Origin of the sequence: Micromonospora sp. DT81.3, from assembly GCF_049847225.1 — a bacterium.
Classification (GTDB): Bacteria; Actinomycetota; Actinomycetes; order Actinomycetales; family Microbacteriaceae; genus Microbacterium.
This window is the reverse complement of record NZ_JBNCNY010000004.1, coordinates 34,546-54,918: the sequence shown is the minus strand read 5'-3', so window position 1 is coordinate 54,918 and position 20,373 is coordinate 34,546. Positions and strand designations below refer to the sequence as shown.

At 69.7% G+C, this 20,373-nt stretch carries 18 protein-coding genes and 1 pseudogene; 7 read left to right on the top strand and 12 right to left on the bottom strand.

Features of this window, described 5'->3' with window-relative positions; translation table 11 throughout:
- Positions 1 to 14: 14 nt before the first annotated feature.
- Both ACPW96_RS10430 and ACPW96_RS10425 read right to left on the bottom strand, forming a co-directional pair.
- Positions 15 to 2,075 (bottom strand): acetyl/propionyl/methylcrotonyl-CoA carboxylase subunit alpha, encoded by a 2,061-nt coding sequence (locus ACPW96_RS10430; protein WP_425883015.1) that lies wholly within the window; start codon positions 2,073 to 2,075, stop codon positions 15 to 17.
- A 92-nt stretch (positions 2,076 to 2,167) separates the two neighbouring features.
- A complete protein-coding gene (locus tag ACPW96_RS10425) occupies positions 2,168 to 3,790 on the bottom strand; it encodes a carboxyl transferase domain-containing protein (protein WP_425883013.1) in 1,623 nt (540 codons plus the stop codon).
- Positions 3,791 to 3,895: 105 nt separating this feature from the next.
- Here ACPW96_RS10425 and ACPW96_RS10420 point away from each other — a divergent pair, with 105 nt between their 5' ends.
- The 3 genes and pseudogenes from ACPW96_RS10420 (at position 3,896) to ACPW96_RS10410 (ending at position 6,335) form a co-directional block, all read left to right on the top strand.
- Positions 3,896 to 4,489 carry a TetR/AcrR family transcriptional regulator gene (locus ACPW96_RS10420; RefSeq protein ID WP_425883011.1) on the top strand — a complete coding sequence of 198 codons (594 nt, stop codon included), beginning with the start codon at positions 3,896 to 3,898 and terminating at the stop codon, positions 4,487 to 4,489.
- A 50-nt stretch (positions 4,490 to 4,539) separates the two neighbouring features.
- Positions 4,540 to 5,960: pseudogene (locus ACPW96_RS10415) on the top strand (alkaline phosphatase family protein); the annotation flags it as partial.
- Between the two features lie 12 nt (positions 5,961 to 5,972).
- On the top strand, positions 5,973 to 6,335 hold the full coding sequence (locus tag ACPW96_RS10410; RefSeq protein ID WP_425883399.1) for a hypothetical protein: 363 nt from the start codon (positions 5,973 to 5,975) through the stop codon (positions 6,333 to 6,335).
- Between the two features lie 18 nt (positions 6,336 to 6,353).
- Here the strand turns inward: ACPW96_RS10410 and ACPW96_RS10405 are convergent, their stop codons facing one another.
- The 3 genes from ACPW96_RS10405 to ACPW96_RS10395 form a co-directional block, all read right to left on the bottom strand.
- The gene (locus ACPW96_RS10405; RefSeq protein ID WP_425883009.1) at positions 6,354 to 7,859 is read right to left on the bottom strand and encodes a DEAD/DEAH box helicase; all 1,506 of its coding nucleotides are present in this window, start codon (positions 7,857 to 7,859) and stop codon (positions 6,354 to 6,356) included.
- A 711-nt stretch (positions 7,860 to 8,570) separates the two neighbouring features.
- Positions 8,571 to 9,344, bottom strand: coding sequence for a hypothetical protein (locus ACPW96_RS10400; protein ID WP_425883008.1), 774 nt, complete (start codon positions 9,342 to 9,344; stop codon positions 8,571 to 8,573).
- 18 nt (positions 9,345 to 9,362) lie between these two features.
- Positions 9,363 to 9,911, bottom strand: coding sequence for an NUDIX domain-containing protein (locus ACPW96_RS10395; RefSeq protein WP_425883007.1), 549 nt, complete (start codon positions 9,909 to 9,911; stop codon positions 9,363 to 9,365).
- Positions 9,912 to 10,081: 170 nt separating this feature from the next.
- Here ACPW96_RS10395 and ACPW96_RS10390 point away from each other — a divergent pair, with 170 nt between their 5' ends.
- A complete protein-coding gene (locus ACPW96_RS10390) occupies positions 10,082 to 11,335 on the top strand; it encodes a family 1 glycosylhydrolase (protein WP_425883005.1) in 1,254 nt (417 codons plus the stop codon).
- A gap of 209 nt (positions 11,336 to 11,544) precedes the next feature.
- Here ACPW96_RS10390 and ACPW96_RS10385 read toward each other — a convergent pair whose 3' ends face one another.
- From ACPW96_RS10385 to pdhA, 3 genes are read right to left on the bottom strand one after another with little or no spacing between them, the layout of a single operon-like run.
- Positions 11,545 to 12,906: a dihydrolipoamide acetyltransferase family protein gene (locus tag ACPW96_RS10385; RefSeq protein WP_425883003.1), complete on the bottom strand. Its 1,362-nt coding sequence runs from the start codon at positions 12,904 to 12,906 to the stop codon at positions 11,545 to 11,547.
- Positions 12,903 to 13,913, bottom strand: a complete 1,011-nt coding sequence (locus ACPW96_RS10380; RefSeq protein ID WP_425818132.1) for an alpha-ketoacid dehydrogenase subunit beta — start codon at positions 13,911 to 13,913, stop codon at positions 12,903 to 12,905. Before ACPW96_RS10380 ends, ACPW96_RS10385 begins: the two co-directional genes overlap by 4 nt.
- A complete protein-coding gene (gene pdhA, locus ACPW96_RS10375) occupies positions 13,910 to 15,052 on the bottom strand; it encodes a pyruvate dehydrogenase (acetyl-transferring) E1 component subunit alpha (RefSeq protein ID WP_425883001.1) in 1,143 nt (380 codons plus the stop codon). Before pdhA ends, ACPW96_RS10380 begins: the two co-directional genes overlap by 4 nt.
- A gap of 172 nt (positions 15,053 to 15,224) precedes the next feature.
- Between pdhA and ACPW96_RS10370 the strand changes: the two genes are divergently transcribed.
- Positions 15,225 to 15,698 carry an Lrp/AsnC family transcriptional regulator gene (locus tag ACPW96_RS10370; RefSeq protein ID WP_425818128.1) on the top strand — a complete coding sequence of 158 codons (474 nt, stop codon included), beginning with the start codon at positions 15,225 to 15,227 and terminating at the stop codon, positions 15,696 to 15,698.
- On the opposite strand, the gene ACPW96_RS10365 is transcribed toward ACPW96_RS10370, so the two are convergent.
- Positions 15,670 to 16,752, bottom strand: a complete 1,083-nt coding sequence (locus tag ACPW96_RS10365) for an EamA family transporter (protein WP_425882999.1) — start codon at positions 16,750 to 16,752, stop codon at positions 15,670 to 15,672. The two genes, ACPW96_RS10370 and ACPW96_RS10365, sit on opposite strands and share 29 nt — an antisense overlap.
- A gap of 73 nt (positions 16,753 to 16,825) precedes the next feature.
- On the opposite strand from ACPW96_RS10365, the gene ACPW96_RS10360 reads away from it, so the two are divergent.
- Positions 16,826 to 17,389: a CGNR zinc finger domain-containing protein gene (locus tag ACPW96_RS10360; RefSeq protein WP_425882997.1), complete on the top strand. Its 564-nt coding sequence runs from the start codon at positions 16,826 to 16,828 to the stop codon at positions 17,387 to 17,389.
- On the opposite strand, the gene ACPW96_RS10355 is transcribed toward ACPW96_RS10360, so the two are convergent.
- The gene (locus ACPW96_RS10355; RefSeq protein ID WP_425882996.1) at positions 17,346 to 18,275 is read right to left on the bottom strand and encodes an alpha/beta fold hydrolase; all 930 of its coding nucleotides are present in this window, start codon (positions 18,273 to 18,275) and stop codon (positions 17,346 to 17,348) included. The genes ACPW96_RS10360 and ACPW96_RS10355 overlap by 44 nt on opposite strands.
- 161 nt (positions 18,276 to 18,436) lie before the next feature.
- Here ACPW96_RS10355 and ACPW96_RS10350 point away from each other — a divergent pair, with 161 nt between their 5' ends.
- On the top strand, positions 18,437 to 19,168 hold the full coding sequence (locus ACPW96_RS10350; RefSeq protein ID WP_425818122.1) for a 3'-5' exonuclease: 732 nt from the start codon (positions 18,437 to 18,439) through the stop codon (positions 19,166 to 19,168).
- 46 nt (positions 19,169 to 19,214) lie between these two features.
- Here ACPW96_RS10350 and ACPW96_RS10345 read toward each other — a convergent pair whose 3' ends face one another.
- The gene (locus tag ACPW96_RS10345; protein ID WP_425818120.1) at positions 19,215 to 19,472 is read right to left on the bottom strand and encodes a type B 50S ribosomal protein L31; all 258 of its coding nucleotides are present in this window, start codon (positions 19,470 to 19,472) and stop codon (positions 19,215 to 19,217) included.
- A gap of 106 nt (positions 19,473 to 19,578) precedes the next feature.
- Positions 19,579 to 20,364: an ABC transporter ATP-binding protein gene (locus tag ACPW96_RS10340; RefSeq protein ID WP_425882994.1), complete on the bottom strand. Its 786-nt coding sequence runs from the start codon at positions 20,362 to 20,364 to the stop codon at positions 19,579 to 19,581.
- Positions 20,365 to 20,373 lie beyond the last annotated feature (9 nt).

Here is a 20,373-nt window from a genome sequence, read left to right as displayed (position 1 = left end):
GTGTCCTCTGGTTCTCAGTCGAGCGATGCTGCGGCGTCGGGTTCGACGCGGGCAAGGATCTGTTCTCGGCGCACCTGGTCGCCCAGAGCGACGAGGATGCGCGCGGTTCCCGGGTGCGGAGCGGTGACGTACTGCTCCATCTTCATCGCCTCGATCGTGACGACGCGGTCCCCGGCCTGGACCATCGCGCCGTCCGCGACGTGAACCGCCACGACGGTTCCCGGCATGGGGGCGAGGAGCTCGGGATGCGTGGCGGCGATGTCGCCGTCCGCCTCGGCCAGTCGGCGCTCGAGCGCCACACGACGCGTCAGGGCAGTGAGCCGGTGAGTGGCGCCATCGGCGTGCACCCACAGGGAGCCGTCGGCATCCATCGCGACCCGCGTGTCCGGTGGGCCGGAATAGCCGAGCATCCGGCGCTTGGCGCCGGTGCCCATGCTGACGGCCTCCCCATTCCGCGGTGTGGTCGCACTCAGGATCTCCCCCGTGTCGGTCGCGAAGGTCTGCGCAGCGGGCCGGGACGGCAGCCCGGGGCGCCAGCCGCTGCCCGCCCGCCACAGGGGGCTCGCGAGCCGGGCCGGACGAGGCACTACGCCGCCATCCAGAGACAACGCGCCGCGTGGCGTCTCGCCGCGCATCACGTTTCTCACGAACGATGCGGCGGCGCCGAGGGCGGCTTCGGCCGGCCCCGCGGCGACGAAGGGCGGCATCCGGCCTATCAACCCGGTGTCGAGGTCGCCGGCTCGCACCGCGGCATCCGCCAGCAGCGCTCGCAGGAAGCCGACGTTCGTGTCCACACCGAGCACCGCCGTCTGAGCGAGCGCGCCGTCGAGCGTTGCCAGCGCCCCCGCACGGTCCTCACCCCACGCGATCACCTTGGCGATCATGGGGTCGTAGTCGGGGCTCACGCGCGAGCCCGTCTCGATCGCCGAGTCCACGCGCACATGGGCACCGGTCGGCTCGATCCACTCCAGCACGTCGCCGGTCGCGGGAAGGAAGCCTCGTTCGGGGCTCTCCGCGTACACGCGGGCCTCGATCGCGTGACCCGTGAGCCGCACATCATCCTGCGTGAACCCGAGCGGCTCGCCCGCCGCGACACGCAGCTGCAGCTCGACGAGGTCGAACCCCGTGACGAGCTCTGTGACGGGGTGCTCGACCTGCAGGCGCGTGTTCATCTCGATGAAGAAGAACTCGTCGGGACGCGCGGCCGCGACCAGGAACTCGACCGTCCCGGCGCCTCGGTAGTCCACACTCGCGGCGGCCGCGCAGGCCGCCGCGCCCAGCCGCTCGCGTGTGGCGACGTCCACGATCGGCGACGGGGCCTCTTCGATGACCTTCTGGTGCCGGCGCTGCATCGTGCACTCCCGTTCGCCCAGGTGCAGCACGGTGCCGTTCGCGGCGGCGAGAACCTGCACCTCGATGTGCCGAGGGCGCTCGATGAGCCGTTCGAGCAGCAGCGTGTCATCGCCGAAGGCCGCGCTGGCGACGCGACGGGCGGTGGCGAGCGCCTCCGGCAGCGCGGATGCCTCGCGCACCACCTGCATCCCCTTGCCGCCGCCCCCGGCGGACGGCTTGATCAGCAGCGGGTAGCCGACAGCTGCCGCGGCATCCGCGATCTCGTCATCCGTGAGGCCGGTCGCGTCGATCCCGGGAACGACCGGCACGCCGCTCGCCGAGACGTGCGCCTTGGACCGGATCTTGTCGCCCATGACGTCGAGCGCCCGCTCCCCCGGGCCGATGAAGACAATGCCCGCGGTGGCGCAGGCGCGGGCGAAGGCGACGTTCTCCGACAGGAACCCGTACCCCGGGTGGATGGCCTGCGCCCCTGATTCCCGGGCCGCGGCGAGGATGGCATCGGCATCCAGGTAGGACAGCGCCGCCGCCGCGGGACCGATGCGGTAGGCGGCATCCGCCTCTCGCACATGCGGGGCGTCGGCATCCGCGTCGCTGTAGACGGCGACCGAGCGGATGCCGAGCCGCTTCAGGGTGCGGATCACCCGGCGGGCGATCTCGCCCCGATTGGCGACCAGGACGGTGTCGAACGCCGGCGTCGACGGTTGGTGAGCCTGTCGAACCACAGGGACCGGCGTCGACGGTTGGTGCCCTTCGACAAGCTCAGGGACCGGGACAGGCTCAGGGACCGGAGTGGGAATTGTGCTCTCCATGGTGCTCACATCCGGAAGACGCCGAAGCGTGGTTCGGGGAGCGGCGACCGGGAGACGACATCGAGCGCGAGCCCGAGCACGTCACGCGTGTCGGTCGGATCGAGAACGCCGTCGTCCCAGAGCCGCGCGGTGGCGTAGTAGGGGCTGCCCTGCGTCTCGTACTGCTCCCGGATCGGCTCCCGGAACGCAGCCTCGTCCTCGGCCGACCACTCCTCTCCGCGTGCCTCGAGCTGGTCGCGCTTGACGGTGGCGAGGACGGATGCCGCCTGCGGGCCGCCCATGACGGAGATGCGGCTCGCGGGCCAGGTCCAGAGGAACCGCGGCGAGTACGCCCGGCCGCACATCGAGTAGTTGCCGGCCCCGAAGGACCCGCCGATCACGACCGTCAGCTTGGGCACGCGCGTGGTCGCGACAGCCGTGACCATCTTCGCGCCGTCCTTCGCGATGCCGCCGGCCTCGGCATCCCGCCCCACCATGAAGCCCGAGATGTTCTGCAGGAAAAGCAGGGGGATCCCTCGTTGGTCGCACAGCTCGATGAAGTGCGCGCCCTTCTGCGCGGACTCCGAGAAGAGCACGCCGTTGTTCGCGAGGATCCCGACCGGATGACCGTGGATGCGGGCGAATCCCGTGACGAGCGTGTCGCCGTACAGCCGCTTGAACTCGTGCAGCTCGCTGCCGTCCACGAGCCGCGCGATGACCTCGCGCACGTCGTACGGCTGATTGACATCGACCGGCACCACGCCATAAAGCTCGTCGGGATCGACCACCGGGGGCACGGTCTCCGCGACGTCCCACGCGGGCGCGAGCGGCGGGGGCAGCGTCGCGACGATGTCGCGGACGATCTCGAGCGCGTGCTCGTCGTCCTCCGCAAGGTGATCCACGACCCCCGAGGTTCGGGCGTGCAGGTCTCCCCCGCCGAGCTCTTCCGGCGTCACGATCTCGCCGATGGCGGCCTTCACGAGGGGCGGCCCGCCGAGGAAGATCGTGCCCTGGTTGCGAACGATCACGGTCTCGTCGCTCATCGCGGGAACGTAGGCGCCCCCGGCCGTGCACGAACCCAGCACCGCGGCGATCTGCGGGATCCCCTGCGCCGACATCTGCGCCTGGTTGTAGAAGATGCGCCCGAAGTGGTCGCGGTCGGGAAACACCTCGTCCTGCTTGGGCAGGAATGCCCCGCCGGAGTCGACGAGGTAGATGCAGGGCAGCCGGCTCTCCAGCGCCACCTCCTGTGCGCGCAGGTGCTTCTTGACCGTGATCGGCAGGTATGTGCCGCCCTTCACCGTCGCGTCGTTGCACACCACCATCACGTGGCGGCCGTGCACCAGCCCGATTCCGGCGATCACGCCGGCGGCGGGCACCTCGTCGTCGTACAGTCCGTCGGCGGCCAGCGGCGCGAGTTCGACGAATGGGCTGCCCGGGTCGAGCAGCCGCTCGACGCGGTCGCGCGGCAGCAGTTTGCCGCGGGCGGTGTGGCGCGTGCGCGAGGACTCCGGCCCGCCGAGGGATGCCGCGGCCAGCCGCTCCCGCAGGTCGGCGGCGAGCCCCGCCTGCCCGTCGCGCGTGCGGGTGAAGGCATCGTCGTGCACCACCCCGCTGGACAGGGTCGTCATGCTGCTGCGGGTCGGCATCCGGTCTCCGTCGACGTCACGATCTCATCACACGGCTTGTCCGCCGCGCGTGTACCCGGTTAGTGTGCACTAACTGAAATCCAAGGTTAGCGAGGATTAACTGAGATGGCAAGCGTCCCCACCGAACGCGACCGGGCCAAGGCCGACCGGCAGTCCGCGCTGCTGCGCGAGGCGGCCCGCCTCTTCGCGGACCGGGGCTTCTCGGGCGTCAGCCTGGAGGAGCTCGGGGCGGCGGTCGGAATCAGCGGGCCGGCCGTCTACCGGCACTTCGCCGGCAAGCAGGCGCTCCTCGGCGCCATTCTCGTGCGTGTCAGCGAGGGGCTCCGAGACGGGGGTCGGGAGGTCGTCGAGGCCGGTGGCAGCGCACGCGAACGGCTCACGGGGCTGGTGCGCTTCCACGTCGACTTCGCCCTCAATCAATCCGATGTCATCCGGGTGCAGGATCGCGAGCTCGCGAACCTCGTCGAGGACGATCGCCGCGCGGTGCGGCGCCTGCAGCGCGAATACGTCGAGACCTGGGTGGGTGTGCTCGCGGAAGCGCACCCGGATGCGGCCGAACGCGAGCTGCGCGTACGGGCGCACGCCTGCTTCGGCCTGATCAACTCGACCCCGCACAGCGTGCGCGGACTCCGCGACGCCCCCGACGAGGAGACCGTCCGCGAACTCCTCGAGTCGATGGCCCTCGCCGCCATCTCGTAGTCCCCGTTCCACCCACCCTCGGGTCCCAGGGCGCCGGTACCCTGGAGGCGATGGCGCGGGAGCGGAACACCGAGGGCGAGGCGGATGCTGAGGCGTCCGCCCCCACCGCGTCTCCAGCCACCGCCTCGTCGCGGCGCGACTTCCTCAAGGTCGGCGGTCTCGCCGCCGCGGGCCTCCTCGTCGGCGGAGCGGCGGGCGCCGCGGCGGGAGCCGCCATCGGGCATGCCGCAGGGTACAAGGAGGGCGCGCTGGACTACGGGGCCCTCTCCCCCCGTGAAGAGCCGGGATTCGACCACGTGATCGTGCTGATGGGCGAGAACCGCTCATTCGACAACCTGCTCGGCTGGCTGTACACCCCCGACACGCTGCCCGGGGGCGAGACCTTCGACGGCCTGGCGTTCGGCGACTACTCGAACCTCGACCCCACGGGCCGACGGGTCCCGGCGCATCGATACGAAGGACCGACCGACGAGGTGATGGGCAGGCCCAACCCCGATCCGGGCGAGGAGTTCCCGCACGTCAACACCCAGCTCTTCGGCACGGTCGATCCGGCGGGAAACGCGCAGCTCTGGGTCGACGCCATGACGGCGCCGTACAACGCTCCGGCATCCGGCGCCTCTGCGACCATGGACGGCTTCGTTCAGGACTACTACATCAACATCGAGCGGTCGCGGAAGGGCAAAGTGCCGGACCCCGCCGAGGCCGATCACATCATGGGTGGCTTCGCCCCAGAGATGCTTCCGGTGCTCTCGACGCTCGCGAAGGAGTTCGCGGTCTTCGACGCCTGGTTCGCCGCCGTGCCGTCGCAGACGTACTGCAACCGTTCGTTCTTCCACGCATCCACCTCGCACGGCCATGTGACAAACAAGCACGGCGGCGGGTACACGAAATGGATCGACGCGGCCCCGGCAACCACGATCTTCGACCGCCTGCAGGAGGCCGGGCTGTCGTGGAAGGTCTACTACGACGAGCAGCAGCTGGTCTCCCTCACGGGCGTCATCCACGCCCCTGCGCTCGAGGACTACTGGCGCACCGAGCACTTCGGGTTCATGTCGGAGTTCTACGAGGATGCCGAAAGCGGCACCCTGCCGGCGTACGCGTTCATCGAGCCGCGGATGATCTACAACCACAACGACTTCCACCCGCCGTTCGGCGTCTTCCGCAGCAGTGAGGTCGACGGGTCGGAGGTGCTCGATTCGGCCGTGTCCGACGTCCGGGCGGGTGAGGCGCTCGTCGCGAACGTCTACAACGCCGTGCGGCGCAGCGCCACTCCTGAGGGTTCGAACGCGCTCAACACTCTCCTGCTGATCACCTTCGACGAGCACGGCGGCACGTACGACCACGTCGCTCCCCCGGCCGCGACGCCGCCGGAGGCCGATGCACCTGCGGGCGAGATGGGTTCGCCTTCGATCGGCTGGGTCCGCGCGTGCCCGCGATCGCCGTGTCTGCGTACACCCGGGCCGGGACGATCGTCCACGACGAGATGCACCACGGATCGGTGATCGCCACGCTCTGCCGGCGGCACGGGCTGAGTCCGCTGACGAGGCGAGACGCCGGAGCAAACGACCTGTTCTCGATCGTGAACCTGCAGACGCCGCGCGACCCCCGGCAATGGCCGGGCGTGCACCCGATGTATGTTCCGTCGAACCCGGAGGCGCAGGACGCGCCGGATCCCACCCAGCATCCGCACAAGGACAAGCCGCTGAGCCCTCCGGGAAAGGGACTCGTGGGCCTGCTGCTCGCGCGGTACGGGTCGGGTTCCGACCCCGAGCCCGAGACCTACGCCGATGCCTACAACGTGCTCAAGACGCATGGGCTCGGGCTGTTCTACCCGAAGCGCGTGTAGGCGCCTCGGGTAGAGCGATCAGCCCTGCGAGCGGCGGTTGGTACGGGGCCGTCCACCGACGGTGTCGCCGACGCGCATGCCGCCGCTGCGGGGAGCCTGACCGCCCGAGCGCTGGCCGCCGCCGCCGGTGCGCTGGCCGGACTGGCCGCTGCGCGTGCTCGGCTGACCCTCGCCACGTGCGGCCGGCTGACCCGAACGGTGCCCGCCCTGGCCGCGCTGTCCCTGGCGCTGTCCGCCCTGAGCGCCGTCGCGCGCCGCGCGCTTGCGCTGCGCGTTGGCACCCTGCGAACGCCCGCCGCCACCCTGCTGCTGGACCACCGGGCGCGGCTCGGGCTTCACGTACGCCGCGGTCTCGCCGACAAGCGTCGTCACGGCGTGGGAGTCGTGCACCACCGGCGTAGGCTTCACGGCGATGGCGGCCTTCTTGAGGAGCGACACGGTGTCGCCGCGCTGCGAGGGCAGCATGACCGTCACGACGTCACCCGCGCTGCCGGCGCGAGCCGTGCGGCCCGAGCGGTGCAGGTACGCCTTGTGCTCCATGGGCGGGTCGACGTGCACCACGAGCGCGACGTCGTCGACGTGCACACCGCGGGCCGCGACATCCGTCGCCACGAGCACCCGGACCGAACCGTCGCCGAACGCGGCGAGGTTGCGGTCACGCTGCGGCTGCGACAGGTTGCCGTGCAGGTCGACGGCCGGGATTCCCGACTCGGTGAGCTGCTTGGCGAGCTTCTTTGCCTGGTGCTTCGTGCGAGTGAAGAGGATGCGACGGCTGCGACCGGACGCGAGCGTGTTGATCAGATTGCGCTTCGTGTCGTTGTCGGCAGTCTCGAACACGTGGTGGGTCATCGCCGCGACGTGCGAGGTGGCCTCGTCGACGGAGTGCAGCACCTCGTTCTGAAGGAAGCGGCGGACAAGCTTGTCCACGCCGTTGTCGAGCGTGGCGGAGAAGAGCAGCCGCTGGCCACCCTGGGGCGTCTTGTCGAGGATGCGGGTGACGACCGGGAGGAAGCCGAGGTCGGCCATGTGGTCGGCCTCGTCGAGCACGGTGATCTCCACGGCGTCGAGGGTGATGAACCGCTGGTTCATCAGGTCTTCGAGGCGACCGGGGCAGGCCACGACGATGTCGACGCCGGCGTTGAGTGCGTCGACCTGGCGCTTCTGGTTGATGCCGCCGTAGATGGTGGTGGTCTTGAGGCCGTAGGCGGCTGCGAGCGGCTTGATGACCTCGTCGATCTGGGTGGCGAGCTCACGGGTCGGCGCGAGCACAAGGGCGAGCGGGCGGCCGGCGCGGCGGCTGCCGCCGGCGAGCTTGCCGCCGAGGCGGGCGACGAGGGGCAGCGCGAACGCGAGCGTCTTTCCCGAGCCGGTCTTGCCGCGTCCGAGCACGTCGCGTCCGCCGAGCGTGTCGGGCAGGGTGTCGACCTGGATGGGGAACGGCTCGCTCTTGCCCTGCTCCGTGAGGACGCGCACGAGCGGGGCGGGTACGCCGAGAGCGGCGAAGGTGGGGATTTCGGTGGTCATGTGGTGGTGCCTTTCGGGCAGTGTCCACCCGCACGCGCCGGAAGGCGCTGTCATGCTGCGTTCGGGCGCGGCATCGCGGTGGGGATGAGGCGAAGGCGTCGGTCGACGCATCCGTTCGCCGTGAGAATTATGCAGGAATCCGCTCGCTGAGCGAGGGCCTCATGGTGCGTTCTGACGACGCAAGGGAGCAGATGAGCTCCGCAGGTATCCCCAGTCTACCGCAACGGACGCGCACACCCTGGCAGGGACCCGTATCCGGATGCCGCGGCCTCCCCAGCTCCAGCCCAGCTCGGCTGATTCAAGACCACAGCGGCGTGTGGACGATCTGGGTGGGGAGATACAGCCAAAGTGAAACCAGTGCGAGAACGGAGACTGCACACATGGTCGCGCCTGTGCACCCGAGATTGATCGCGGCCCGGCGCCGGGGGGCGTCAGCAGAGCTCGATCGGCCCTCGATCCAACAGATCAGCCCAAGCGCCATTCCCACGAACGCGGTAAGCAGCCCGAAGGCGCAAGGAACCCCCACTATGACGTTCGGCCCGAGAAGGGCCAACGGGGTGAACGCGACGACGACTGCGGCGACGACTGCAACGAGGAAGGACGTCGGCGCGAGCACGATCGACCTCACTCCGTACGCGGTCGACACCGCGGTGGGGCGCTCGGGTTCAGGGGGCACGGTCGCAGTCTGGCGTGGGCCTGGCGGGCTAGGGGTCACGCGAACATCTGGCGCAGCACGTCGAGATCGCCGACGGCGAGCGCCTGCGCGATGACGTCGGCGTGGGCGGGGTTGGGGAACAGGCGAGACAGGTCGTCGGCGAAGATCGCGCGCATGGCCTCGAGGTCGTCCGCGTGGGCCGCGGCGCTCATCGCCTCAACCGCGAGCTGGTACGGGATCTGCTGGTACCCGGCGGGCGCGTCGTCGGGGCTGAAGTACGGAATCCACGGGATGGAGCTGTCAGGGTGGAGGAGCAGCACCTCGCCGGGCTGGATCGTCCGCGTGTGGTTGAGGTCGGCGATAGCCAGCGCGTTCGCGATGCAGAACCGGTCACCGATCGCTAAGAGCGCGTCACCGGGAGCGACGGTGTAGGTCACGATCCGGCCCTCGTCGTCCAGGCTTGTGATGCCCGCGGCGAGGTCTCGTGCGCCGCGGTCCACCAGGTCCACACTCAGGCTTGCGCTCATCCCTCCGGCGTTCAGCCAGGCCGGGTTCTCGCATCCGGCAGGAACGCCTTTGGGGATGGCGGTGCCGTTTCCGACGTACACGTAGCCGTCGCCGAGCTCATCGATCATCTTCTTGCCGATCGGGTCGTCCTCCGCGGACGCCAGCTCCCCGCTCGGCTCCTGGGTCGGCTCCTCGGTGGGCTGGAAGATCGGCCAGGACGACAGCTGAGCGTATGCGCCAGACACGGTCGGCACAGCGACGGCGACGAGGCCACCGACGACGAGAACGGCAACGCCCGTGGTGATCCTGGCGGCGAGGTGCATGTGAACGAACCTACTGGGTCAGGCGAACCGGCCGAGGTGAACCGCGGCCAGTGCGATCGCCGCGATCGACTCGCCATCGCTCATGCCGCCGCGGCCGATCAGCGACACGAGCTCCGAGAACGGCATCCGTTCCACTGCGTCGATGCCCTCCTCCCGCTGCGCCTCGGAGAGCAGACCTCCGGCATCGGAGCGAAGTCCGCGCGCAAGGAAGACGTGCTCAGGCGCGCTGGCGACGCCGTTCAGGGCGTTCATGCGGCCGACCTCGAGCCAGTCCTCTGCGATCAGTCCGGTCTCTTCACGCAGCTCGCGCTGCGCCGCGGCGAGCGGATCCTCTCCGTCGGTTCCGCCGGCGGGGACCTCGAGTGACGGTCCGCCGGTCGCGTATCGCTCCAGCCGGACCAGACACACCCGATCGGACTCGTCCACCGCGACGACGAAGACCGCCGGATGCCGCATCTCCACCACGCCGTAGATGCCCGGCCCCCCAGGGCCGATCACGTCGTCCTCCCGTACGCGGATCCAGCGGTTCTCGTAGACGGTCCGCGACGCGAGAGTCTGCCATGCCATGCGCCCCACGATAGGCCGCGAATGCGCGCTCGCGCGGAGGCCAGGTGCCCATCGTCGGGTGGGACTCCGTCGGGCACTCACCGTCGACCCGGTCCGCGCCTCTACGGCGGCTCTTGCACTTCGGAACAGCGGGGCCTCCCGCGGCCGGTCGCTCTGTGGTCTAGTGGAATATGGGCCAGCCGCAGCGCCAGGGGATCTTTCCCACTTTCTTCCTCTCCGGTTTCGAGTGCTCGACGTTCCTGTGGCAGGACGGGCGTCGCCGTGACCTGGTGGCCGAGACGCAACACCGCGCGCACGCACTGGAGGACTACCGGGTGCTGCGGAACCTCGGCATCGCGGTCGCCCGCGAGGGCATCCCGTGGCCGCTGGTCGACAAGGGTGGCGGCCGCTACGACTTCTCCCCCATCGAGCCCGTGCTCGATGCGATGCGGCAGACCGGCGTGCGGCCGATCTGGGATCTCTTCCACTACGGCTACCCGGGCGACAGCGACCCGTTCGACGATGCCTTCGCCGCCCGGTTCGCGGACTACTGCCGTGCCTGCGCCCGGCACGTGTCCGAACAGCTCGACGGCCCGAGTTGGTTCACCCCCGTCAACGAGATCACGTTCTTCTCGTTCGCCGGGGGCGAGTGGGGCTGGGCGGCGCCGTACGGCAAGGACCGGCAGACGCGCGAGCGCTTCCGGCTCGCGCTCTGCACAGCGTCGATCGCCGGCGTGAAGGCCCTGCGCGAGGTGCTGCCGCAGTCGCGGATGGTCCACGTCGACCCCCTGATCCAGGTGGTGGCCCCGCCGGACCGCCCGGACCAGCAGGAGGCCGCGGAGCACGAGACCTTCGTCGACGCCTTCCTGGCGTGGGACATCCTGTACGGCAGGGAGCACCCGGAACTCGGCGGCGCGCCCGAGATCCTGGACATCGTCGGGGCCAACAACTATTCGTTCGGGCAGATGGAATACCGCGAGAGCGGGCCCCACCAGGCCCTGCCTCCCGGCAGTCCGGGCATCCAGCCGCTGTCCACCCTGTTGCAGCGCATCTGGGACCGCTACCGGCGGCCGATGATCATCGGAGAGACCAGCGGCCTGGGCGAAGGGCGTCCCGACTGGCTGCGGGACGTGATGAACGAGTCGATGGCGGCCGTCAACCTGGGCATGGACCTGCACGGCGTCTGCCTGTTCCCCGGTGTGGACATGCCCGACTGGCACACGGGCGAGTGGCTGCACAACGGCATCTGTGATCTGGTGCCCTCTGGACAGGAGTTGTCGCGCGTGCCGCACGAGCCGTACATCTCAGAACTGCGGCGCTGGCAGAAGGAGCTGAACCGGGTGACCGAGCTGGACGAGGACCCGTTCAGCGATCCGGTGGACCTGCAGGACGTGGTCGACGCCGCCCAGCGCCTGCGGCCCGCGCCCGACGAAGACTGGTCGTAGGGCGTGCGTGGCCGGACGGGCCGAAGAAATGCGCTCGGGTCGACATCGACCCGAGCGCATACTTTGCAAGGCGTCATCGGTGCGACTGATCCCCACCCGCCCCAGCCGGTGCGCCCCGATTGCGATAGTCAGACTACGCCCGCGCATGCCGAGCGTCTAGACCTCAACGTCTGATCGTCGGCGATCGTCTCGCTGCAAGATCGTTCAGGTCAGCCCAGCAGCATCGCCCGGCCGGGTTCGCGCAGGATGTCGCCGACATCCACCAGGAACCGCGCGCCCTGCTCGCCATCCACCAGACGATGGTCGAACGAGAGGCTCAGCGTCATGACGTCGCGCAGCGCGATCTCACCGCGGTACTCCCACGGCTGACGCCGCACCGCGCCGAGTGCCAGGATGCCCGCTTCGCCGGGGTTGATGATGGGCGTCCCCGCCTCGACTCCGAAGACGCCGACGTTGGTGATCGAGAAGGTGCCGCCCGTCATGTCGCCCGGCGTGGTCTTGCCCGCCCGAGCCGTCGTAGCGAGGGCGCCGATCGCATCGGAGAGCTCGACGAGGTTCATCGCGTCGGCGTCCTTGATGTGCGGCACGACCAGGCCGCGCTCGGTGGCCGCGGCGATGCCCAGGTTCACGTAGTGGTGCTGCACGATCTCGCCGGCGGCTTCGTCCCACTTCGCGTTCAGGCTCGACGTGCGCGACAGGGCGAGGCACACCGCCTTCGCCGCGACGGCGAGAACGCCGATGCGGTGCTCGGCGAGCGACTTGTCCGCGCGGAGCGAGGCGATCAGCTCCATCGTCGGCGTCACATCGACCGTGTGGAAGGTGGTGACGTGCGGGGCGGTGAAGGCGCTGCGCACCATCGCCTCCGCCGTGAACTTGCGCACGCCGCGAATGGGCACGCGCGTCGTGCGGGTGGCATCGTCGCGGCCGGGCGCCGGAGCGGCCGACGTGGGACGCGCAGCCGCGGGCCCGGTCACGGGCGCGGCTACCCGAGACGCGTAGGCCTCGACGTCTGCGCGGGTGATGAGGCCGGACTCCCCCGACCCTTCGACGAGCGCCAGGTCGACGCCGAGGTCCTTCGCGAGCTTGCGCACCGGAGGGGTGGAGCGCGGGCGCTCGATCGGCACCTCGTGAGCGAGCTCCGTCTCGCGAAGCACGTCGTGCGGCGCGGCCTCGAGGACGGCGGTGTCGACGGCGGGAGAGTCGGTACGGGCGCCGCGTGCGCGACGAGCGGGTCGACCGGATGCCGCGGGAGCGGCGCCGTAGCCGACGAGGTTCGGTGGCAGCTTCTCCGCCTCGGCGGTCTCATCGGGCGCCGCCGCGTGCGCGGAGGAGCCACCCAGCTCGAACGAGATGAGCGGGGCGCCGACCGCGACGACGTCGCCGGCTTGGGCGTGGAGTGTCGTGACGACGCCGGCGTGCGGTGAGGGCAGCTCGACGACGGCCTTGGCCGTCTCGACCTCGGCGATCGTCTGGTTGAGCGTCACCGTGTCGCCGACGCTCACGAGCCAGGACACCAGCTCCGCCTCGGGAAGGCCTTCGCCCAGGTCGGGCAGCGTGAACTCCTGGATCACAGCTGAACCCCCGAGAGGCTGTTGGGGCGGTCGAGCGCGCGGTCGACGCCGTCGAGGATGCGGTCGAGGTCCGGGATGTGGAACTGCTCGATCTTGGCCGGGGGGTACGGGATGTCGTGGCCCGTCACGCGCACGGGTGCCGATTCGAGGTAGTTGAAGCAGCGCTCGGTGATGCTCGCGATGAGCTCGGCTCCGACGCCGCCCTCCCGCGCCGCCTCGTGGGTGACGACGACCCGACCGGTCTTGCGGACCGATGCATCGATCGTCGTGTAGTCCACCGGAGACACGGATCGCAGGTCGATCACCTCGATCGATGTGCCCTCGTCCTCGGCCGCGGCCGCGGCATCCATCGCCGTCTTGACCTGGGCGCCATACGTGATCAGCGTGACATCCGTGCCCTCGCGCACGACGCGCGCGACGTGCATGGGCGGCGCATCGGCCAGGCTCGCGCCGAGGTCGACTTCGCCCTTGGTGTGGTACAGCCGCTTCGGCTCGAAGTAGACCACGGGGTCATTCGAGGCGATCGCCTGCCGGAGCATGAGGTGGGCGTCCTGCGGATTGGACACGGCGACGACCCGCAGACCCGAGGTGTGCACGAAGTACGCCTCCGGCGACTCGGAGTGGTGCTCGGCGGCGCCCACCCCTCCCGCCCACGGGATGCGGATCGTGATCGGCATCGTGACGTTGCCGCGGGTGCGGTAGTGCAGCTTCGCGACCTGGCAGACGATCTGATCGAACGCGGGGTACACGAACCCGTCGAACTGGATCTCGACGACCGGCCGGTAGCCGCGGTACGCGAGCCCCACCGCGGTGCCCATGATGCCCGACTCGGCGAGCGGGGTGTCGATGACGCGGCGCTTGCCGAACTCGTCCATGAGCCCATCGGTGACGCGGAAGACACCCCCCAGCTTGCCGACGTCCTCTCCCATCACGACGACTTTGGGGTCGTCCTTCATGGCCTGACGGAGCCCCTCGTTGATGGCCTTCACCATCGTCAGCTGCGTCATCGTCCCGCTCCCTCGCTCGAAGCGCCCGGCTCCGGTGCGAAGCCGTCGAGGTAGGCGGCGAACTCGGCGCGCTGGCGGTCCAGCCCTGAGTGCGGTTCGGCGTAGACGTGGTCGAGCACGCCGATCGGAGGCCGGGAGGTGAGTGCCAGCGTCTGGGCCCGCAGCTCGGCGCCCACCCGGTCCGATTCTTCGGCCACCGATGCGGCGAACGCCTCGTCGAAGCCGCCGATGCCGCGAAGGTAGGCCTCCAGGCGCGCGATCGGGTCGCGGCGACGCCAGAGCTCCACCTCGTCCTTGTCGCGGTAGCGCGACGGGTCATCCGCGGTCGTATGCGGGCCCATCCGGTAGGTGACGGCCTCGATATAGGCGGGACCGTTGCCCTTGCGCGCGTTCTCGAGCGCCCACCGCATCGCCGCCACGCAGGCGAGCACATCGTTGCCGTCGACGCGCATGCTCGGGATGCCGAAGCCCGGTGCCCGGCCGGCGATCGGGAACTTCGCCTGAACCGTCACCGGCTCGGAGATGGCCCACTGGTTGTTCTGGCAGACGAAGACGACCGGCGCGCGGAACGACGACGCGAAGATCATCGCCTCGTTGACATCGCCCTGGCTGGTGGCTCCGTCGCCGAAGTACGTGACAGCGACCTGATCGGTCTCGTCGTTCTGGATGCCCATGGCGTATCCGACGGCGTGCAGGGTCTGCGCTCCGATGATGATCTGCGGCGTCGCGACGTTGATGTCGTACGGGTTGAAGGAGGAGTGCTCCTCACCGCGCCACGCCCGCACGAAGTCGACGAGCTCCGCGCCCCGCACGTAGTTGACGCCGATCTCGCGGTAGCTCGGGAAGATGAAGTCGTCGGAGCGCACCGCATGGGCGGTGCCGACCTGGGCGGCCTCCTGGCCCTGGCACGGCGCCCAGAGCGCGAGCTGGCCCTGACGCTGCAGCGCCATGCCTTCGGCGTCGATGCGGCGCACCACGACCATGTCGCGGTAGAGGCCCTCCATCTCAGCCACGTCCATGCCGGCGAGGAATCGGTCGAGGTCCGCGTTCGGAAGCCTCTCACCGTTCTGATCGAGAACCCTGGAGACGTCGTCGACGTCGATCGAGGGTTCTGCTGCGGGTGTTCGGGTCTGCGCCATCGCTGTACCTCCAGAATCGCGGTCCGCCCTCGTGAGGCCGACCGGACCGATCGCCGGCAGCTTCGCCGACCATTCGAGATTACGTCGGCGAGGCACCTAGCTCAAGCATGTGCATGAGACTTGAGCATGTTGCCAAGTGGGGCACCCCGATGACGTGCTATTGTTTCGCACTATGGCCTCCCTCGACCACGTCGACCTCGAGCTTCTCGCCGCGCTCGCCGATGATCCCCGCGCCACCGTCGTCGCGCTCGCCGATCGACTGGGGCTCTCGCGCAACACGGTGCAGGCCCGGATGGCCAGGCTGGAGCGCGCCGGGGTCTTCCTCTCCTTCGAACGGGCCATCTCCTCGAGTGCGCTGGGCTTTCCCCTCGAGGCCTTCATCAACGTCGAGGTGCGCCAGGTGGAGCTGCCGCGCATCACCCAGGAGCTCACTCAGATCCCCGAGGTCGTACAGGCCCACGGGCTGAGCGGTCAGGTGGATCTGCTCGCGCGGGTCGCCTGCAGAGACGCGCGGCACCTGTTCGACATCGACGCGCGCATCCTGGGCATCGAAGGCGTGGAGCGCACCGAGACCTCCCTCGTGATGGGCGAAGTGATCCCCTACCGCCTGGCCCCGCTCATGGAGCTGGCACGGCGGGAGCCGTAGCCGCGGCCGCGGAGCGATCCGCCTCAGCCGCCGCGGAGCGATCCGCCTCAGCCGTCGCGGAGCGATCCGCCTCAGCCGCCGCGGAGCGGCGTGGGACAGCGGCGACCGCCTCGGCATCCATCCTGACCAGGATGACGCCACCGAGGATGAGCGCTCCGCCCAACAGCTGCACCACAGATGGCGCCTCCCCCAGCAGCAGCCACGCGAATCCCAGCGCGAACAGCACCTCCGAGAGGCCGACGAACGAGGCGACTCGCGAGCCCACACGGGGCACCGCCATCACGCCCAGCGCGTAGCCCACCGTCGTCGCGACGCCCGCGACCCACAGCAGCGGGACGAACCACGGCAGCTCCATGCCCGCGAGCGGAACCGAGACAGCGGGAGCCGCGAAGGGCAGGATGCCGCTGACCAGGAGCAGGCCCATGAACGCCGTGCCCACCAGCAGTCCTCCCCCGGCGAGGGCGAGCGGGGGCAGGTCATCGCCTGCCCGCTCCGAGATCAGGAAGTAGGCCGCGACGCAGACGGCCGCGGCCAGGGCGAGCAGCGTTCCGATGAGATCGAATTTCGCCCCGGCGATGTCGACGACCAGCACCAGGCCCGTGACGGCGACGATGGTGCCCGCGATGACGAGGCGGGAGGGGGCACGCCGGGTGCGCACCCAGGCATAGCCGACGAGCAGCACGGGTGCCAGGTACTGGATCAGCAGCGCGATGGCCACCGGCATCCGCTGCATCGCCCCGAAGAAGAAGATCTGGCAGCCGGCCACCGCGGTGAGTCCGAAGCCCACGATCAGCAGGCCGTGGCGACGCAGAAACCCCGGCTGCCGCGTGATCGCGAGGAGGAGGGGCGCGGAGAGGATGAGCCCCGAGACTCCCATGCGCACCAGCAGGGCGGCGCCGACCGACCATCCCGCCTCCAGCAGCGGCTTGATCAGAGGCCCGCTCGAGGAGAACGCGAGGGCGGAGGCCACGGCCATGAGGAGACCTGTGGTGCGCACACGTGATGAGACGGCCGCCATGGGAGCGGGAGCGATGGATGCGGTCGAAGCAGTCATGCGGGATCCGTCTGTCAGGAGTCAATGAGCGTTACACTCGTGACGATACGGTACTTGCTTGTCAGGAGTCAAGATGGTTTTCATTGATGACACGCGCCTTGCGCTCGAGGCGGCGGCGGCGCTCGCAAACACGCACCCCGATACGGACAGGGACGGCGCGGACCGCCTCAGCGATCTGGCCGATCTCGACGCCTTCCTTCGCGACCGTCCCTACACGGGCGACATCCGGCGGGACGCAGAGGAGCTCGCGGAGATGCGCGAGATCCGGCCACGGCTGCTCGCGCTGTGGGCGACGGACCGCGACGGCGCGGTTCCGCTTGTCAATGCCATGCTGCGCGACGGCCGAGCGCTGCCGCAGCTCGTGATCCACGACCAGTACGACTGGCACGTCCATGCCACCGGTGACGACGCGCCCCTGGCGACGAGGATCCTCGTGGAGACGGCCATGGCGTTCGTCGACGTCATCCGCGCCGACGAATACGACCGCGTCCGCGTCTGCGAGGCCGACGACTGCGCCGGGGTCTACGTCGACTATTCCCGCAACGGGTCGAAGCGCTACTGCGACTCCGGCAACTGCGGCAACCGGATGAACGTCAACGCGTACCGCCGTCGGCGGGGGCTGCAAGAAACCCCGTGATCGCGGCGGCCGCCTCGAGCGGCTTCTCGTAGTGGATGAGGTGGCCGACGTCGGCGATCTCGACGAGCTGCGCGTCGGGGAAGATGCGCGCCAGCCGGCGCTCGGCCTCGATCGGCGTGATGTCGTCGCGGTCGGCGGCCACCAGGAGAGTCGGCACGGCGATGCCCGGGGCGTACTCGCTGACATCGTGCGAGACGCTCGTGACGAATGCGTCGCGCAGCACGTCCCGGTCGGCGAACCGCGAGAAGTAGGTGTCGTGCTGCTCGTGGATGAAGCGCCGCAGGCGCTTGTCGTCGGTCTTCGCCATCGACACGCTCATCACGCGCACGATCACCCCGTTGCGCAGAAGAGCCGTGCCGAGCTTCCGGGGCAGGCGCGCGCCCGCCCAGTAGTAGAAGATGGCGAGTCTCGTCTGAACGCCCCTCGGCCCTGTGAGCGCTGGAGCGCCGATCGGATTCACGAGGATGAGGCGCGGCGTCACCAGACCCGCGGCGACCGCCGCCGAGGCGACGATCGACCCGAATGAATGGCCGAGGATCACAGCGCCGGGCGCGACCCCTTCGACGAAAGCCCGCAGCCAGTCGGAGTACGCGTCGATGTCGTGCGTGCGGCCGGGGAGGGGCGGCGTCTCGCCGAAACCGGGAAGATCCGGCGAGATGATGCGGATGCCGGGAAGAGCCGCGACGACGGGCTCGAGTCCGTGGTGCTCGCCCCGGAAGCCGTGCACCGCGACGACGGTGTTCACGGCATCCGCTGGACCGTACACCCAGTAGGCAGTCGTGCCCCCCGCAGCCTCGAGTTCGCGGCGTGTCGGCGCCAGCGTGTCGAGGGGCACGACGGGGTGGGGCACCATCGGGCCTGACGCAGTGGTGTGGGGAGCGGGCACCCGCCCGAGTCTACGGACCGGATGCCCGGTGCGCCTGCGGGCGGAGCCCGGTGCGCCTGCGGGCGGAGCCCGGTGCGCCTGCGGGCGGAGCCCGGTGTGCCTGGAGGCCAAGCCCGGTGTGCCTGGAGGGCGATGTCCGAGCCGGCCCATACCTTGGGCGCATGAGCACCTGGCACGCCGTTCCACTGGCCCTCTTCGAGACGCCCGCCTGGAGCCACGTCGTCGGCGTGTTCGACCTCGAGACCACCGGGATCGATGTCGAGGCGGATCGCATCGTCACCGCGCACGTCGGCCTGCTCGATGCCTCTGGCACCGTTCTGCGCGCCCGCGACTGGATCGCCGACCCCGGCATCGAGATCCCGGCCGGCGCCACGGCTGTGCACGGCATCACGACCGCGAGGGCTCGCGCGGAGGGGCGACCGGCGCCGGAGGTGATCCGCGAGATCATCGCCGCGCTGCGTGCGCTGTTCGCCAACGGCATCCCGGTCGTCGCCTACAACGCGCCGTACGACTTCTCGCTGCTCAAGTACGAGGCGCTCCGCCATGGCATCGAGCCGATCGCGTCCCCGTCTCCGGTGATCGACCCGCTGGTCGTCGACAAGACGTTCGATCGGTATCGCAAGGGCAAACGCACCCTCGACGTGGTGGCCGCGCACTACGCGGTGCTGCTCGATGGCGCGCACGAGGCATCGGCCGACGCGATCGCCGCCGGCCGCGTCGCCCAGGCGATCGCGCAGCGCTTCGCCGACGTGCTGCCGCCGACCGTCGACGAGCTGCACACGAGGCAGATCGCATGGGCGCGGGCTCAGGCCATGAGCCTCACGGAGTACTTCATCAGCATCGGCCGGCTGGACCCGGACGACGAGCTCGACGGCAGCTGGCCGATCCGGTAGCCGGACACGCGAAAGGCCCCGCCGAGGCGGGGCCTTTCGTGGTGGCTTACTTGCTCGAGCCGCCGAAGTTCTTGAAGCGCTGGTTGAACTTCTCGACGCGACCGGCGGAGTCCATGATGCGCTGCTTGCCCGTGTAGAAGGGGTGCGACGCCGACGAGATCTCGACATCGATGACCGGGTACTCGACACCGTCGATCTCGATCTTCTTGTCGCTCGTCACCGTGGAGCGGGTGAGGAACGTCTCGCCCGAGCCGAGGTCGCGGAAGACGATCGGCCGGTACTCGGGGTGAATCTCAGTCTGCATGGGAAGTCCTTGCGGGATGTGCGGCCCTTGAGGAGTTCAGGGACCCGTGGAAAGTCTGCGGTGCCGTGTGCACCAAGGATCGATCTTATCAGATGAAGCGCGGTGCTCAGGATGCTGCGCGGGCCGCGTAGCGTCCCTCGTCGTGGGTGAGCACGATGGGCACTCCGAAGGTCTCGGTGAGCGACTCCGCCGTCAGCGTCTCGGCGAGCGGCCCGGCCGCCACGACGCCGCCGTCCTTCATGAGCAGCACATGCGTGAAGCCCACCGGGATCTCTTCGACGTGGTGCGTCACCATGATCATCGCGGGCGTGGTCGGCGCCTGCGCGTAACCGCCGAGAAGCAGGAGCAGCTCTTCGCGAGCGCCGAGGTCGAGACTGGCGGTCGGCTCGTCCAGCAGCAGCAGTTCGGGGTCGGTCATGATCGCCCGCGCGATCTGCACCCGCTTCTGCTCGCCGTCGCTCAGCGTGCCGAAGGTGCGATCCGCGAGGCCCTCGAGATGCCATTCGGCGAGCACGCGCAGGGCGCGCCGCTCATCGATGTCGTCGTATTCCTCGTTCCAGCGACCGAGCACCGAGAACGCCGCAGTGAGCACGACGTTCAGCACCGTCTCTTCACCCGGGATGCGCTTGGCCATCGCGGACGACGCGAACCCGATGCGGGGCCGCAGCTCGAACACGTCGGTGCGACCCAGGCGCTCCTCGAGGATCGTGACCTCTCCCGAGGTCGGATGCAGCAGCGTGTCCGCGAGCTGCAGGATGGTCGTCTTACCGGCGCCGTTCGGTCCCAGGATGACCCATCGCTGGTCGTCGTCGACCGACCACGTGAGCCGATCGACGATGTTGCGGCCGTCCCGACGGACAGCGACGTCGGAGAACTCCAGCACGTGCGGCATGCCGCCAAG

Coding starts and splice junctions, on each gene's coding strand:
- ACPW96_RS10425 (WP_425883013.1), bottom strand. CDS start 3,790: ATGCCGACCCGCAGCAGCATGACGACCCTGTCCAGCGGGGTGGTGCAC.
- ACPW96_RS10420 (WP_425883011.1), top strand. CDS start 3,896: ATGGCAAGCGTCCCCACCGAACGCGACCGGGCCAAGGCCGACCGGCAG.
- ACPW96_RS10410 (WP_425883399.1), top strand. CDS start 5,973: ATGCACCACGGATCGGTGATCGCCACGCTCTGCCGGCGGCACGGGCTG.
- ACPW96_RS10405 (WP_425883009.1), bottom strand. CDS start 7,859: ATGACCACCGAAATCCCCACCTTCGCCGCTCTCGGCGTACCCGCCCCG.
- ACPW96_RS10400 (WP_425883008.1), bottom strand. CDS start 9,344: ATGCACCTCGCCGCCAGGATCACCACGGGCGTTGCCGTTCTCGTCGTC.
- ACPW96_RS10395 (WP_425883007.1), bottom strand. CDS start 9,911: ATGGCATGGCAGACTCTCGCGTCGCGGACCGTCTACGAGAACCGCTGG.
- ACPW96_RS10390 (WP_425883005.1), top strand. CDS start 10,082: ATGGGCCAGCCGCAGCGCCAGGGGATCTTTCCCACTTTCTTCCTCTCC.
- ACPW96_RS10380 (WP_425818132.1), bottom strand. CDS start 13,913: ATGACGCAGCTGACGATGGTGAAGGCCATCAACGAGGGGCTCCGTCAG.
- pdhA (WP_425883001.1), bottom strand. CDS start 15,052: ATGGCGCAGACCCGAACACCCGCAGCAGAACCCTCGATCGACGTCGAC.
- ACPW96_RS10370 (WP_425818128.1), top strand. CDS start 15,225: ATGGCCTCCCTCGACCACGTCGACCTCGAGCTTCTCGCCGCGCTCGCC.
- ACPW96_RS10365 (WP_425882999.1), bottom strand. CDS start 16,752: ATGACTGCTTCGACCGCATCCATCGCTCCCGCTCCCATGGCGGCCGTC.
- ACPW96_RS10360 (WP_425882997.1), top strand. CDS start 16,826: ATGGTTTTCATTGATGACACGCGCCTTGCGCTCGAGGCGGCGGCGGCG.
- ACPW96_RS10350 (WP_425818122.1), top strand. CDS start 18,437: ATGAGCACCTGGCACGCCGTTCCACTGGCCCTCTTCGAGACGCCCGCC.
- ACPW96_RS10345 (WP_425818120.1), bottom strand. CDS start 19,472: ATGCAGACTGAGATTCACCCCGAGTACCGGCCGATCGTCTTCCGCGAC.
- ACPW96_RS10340 (WP_425882994.1), bottom strand. CDS start 20,364: ATGCCGCACGTGCTGGAGTTCTCCGACGTCGCTGTCCGTCGGGACGGC.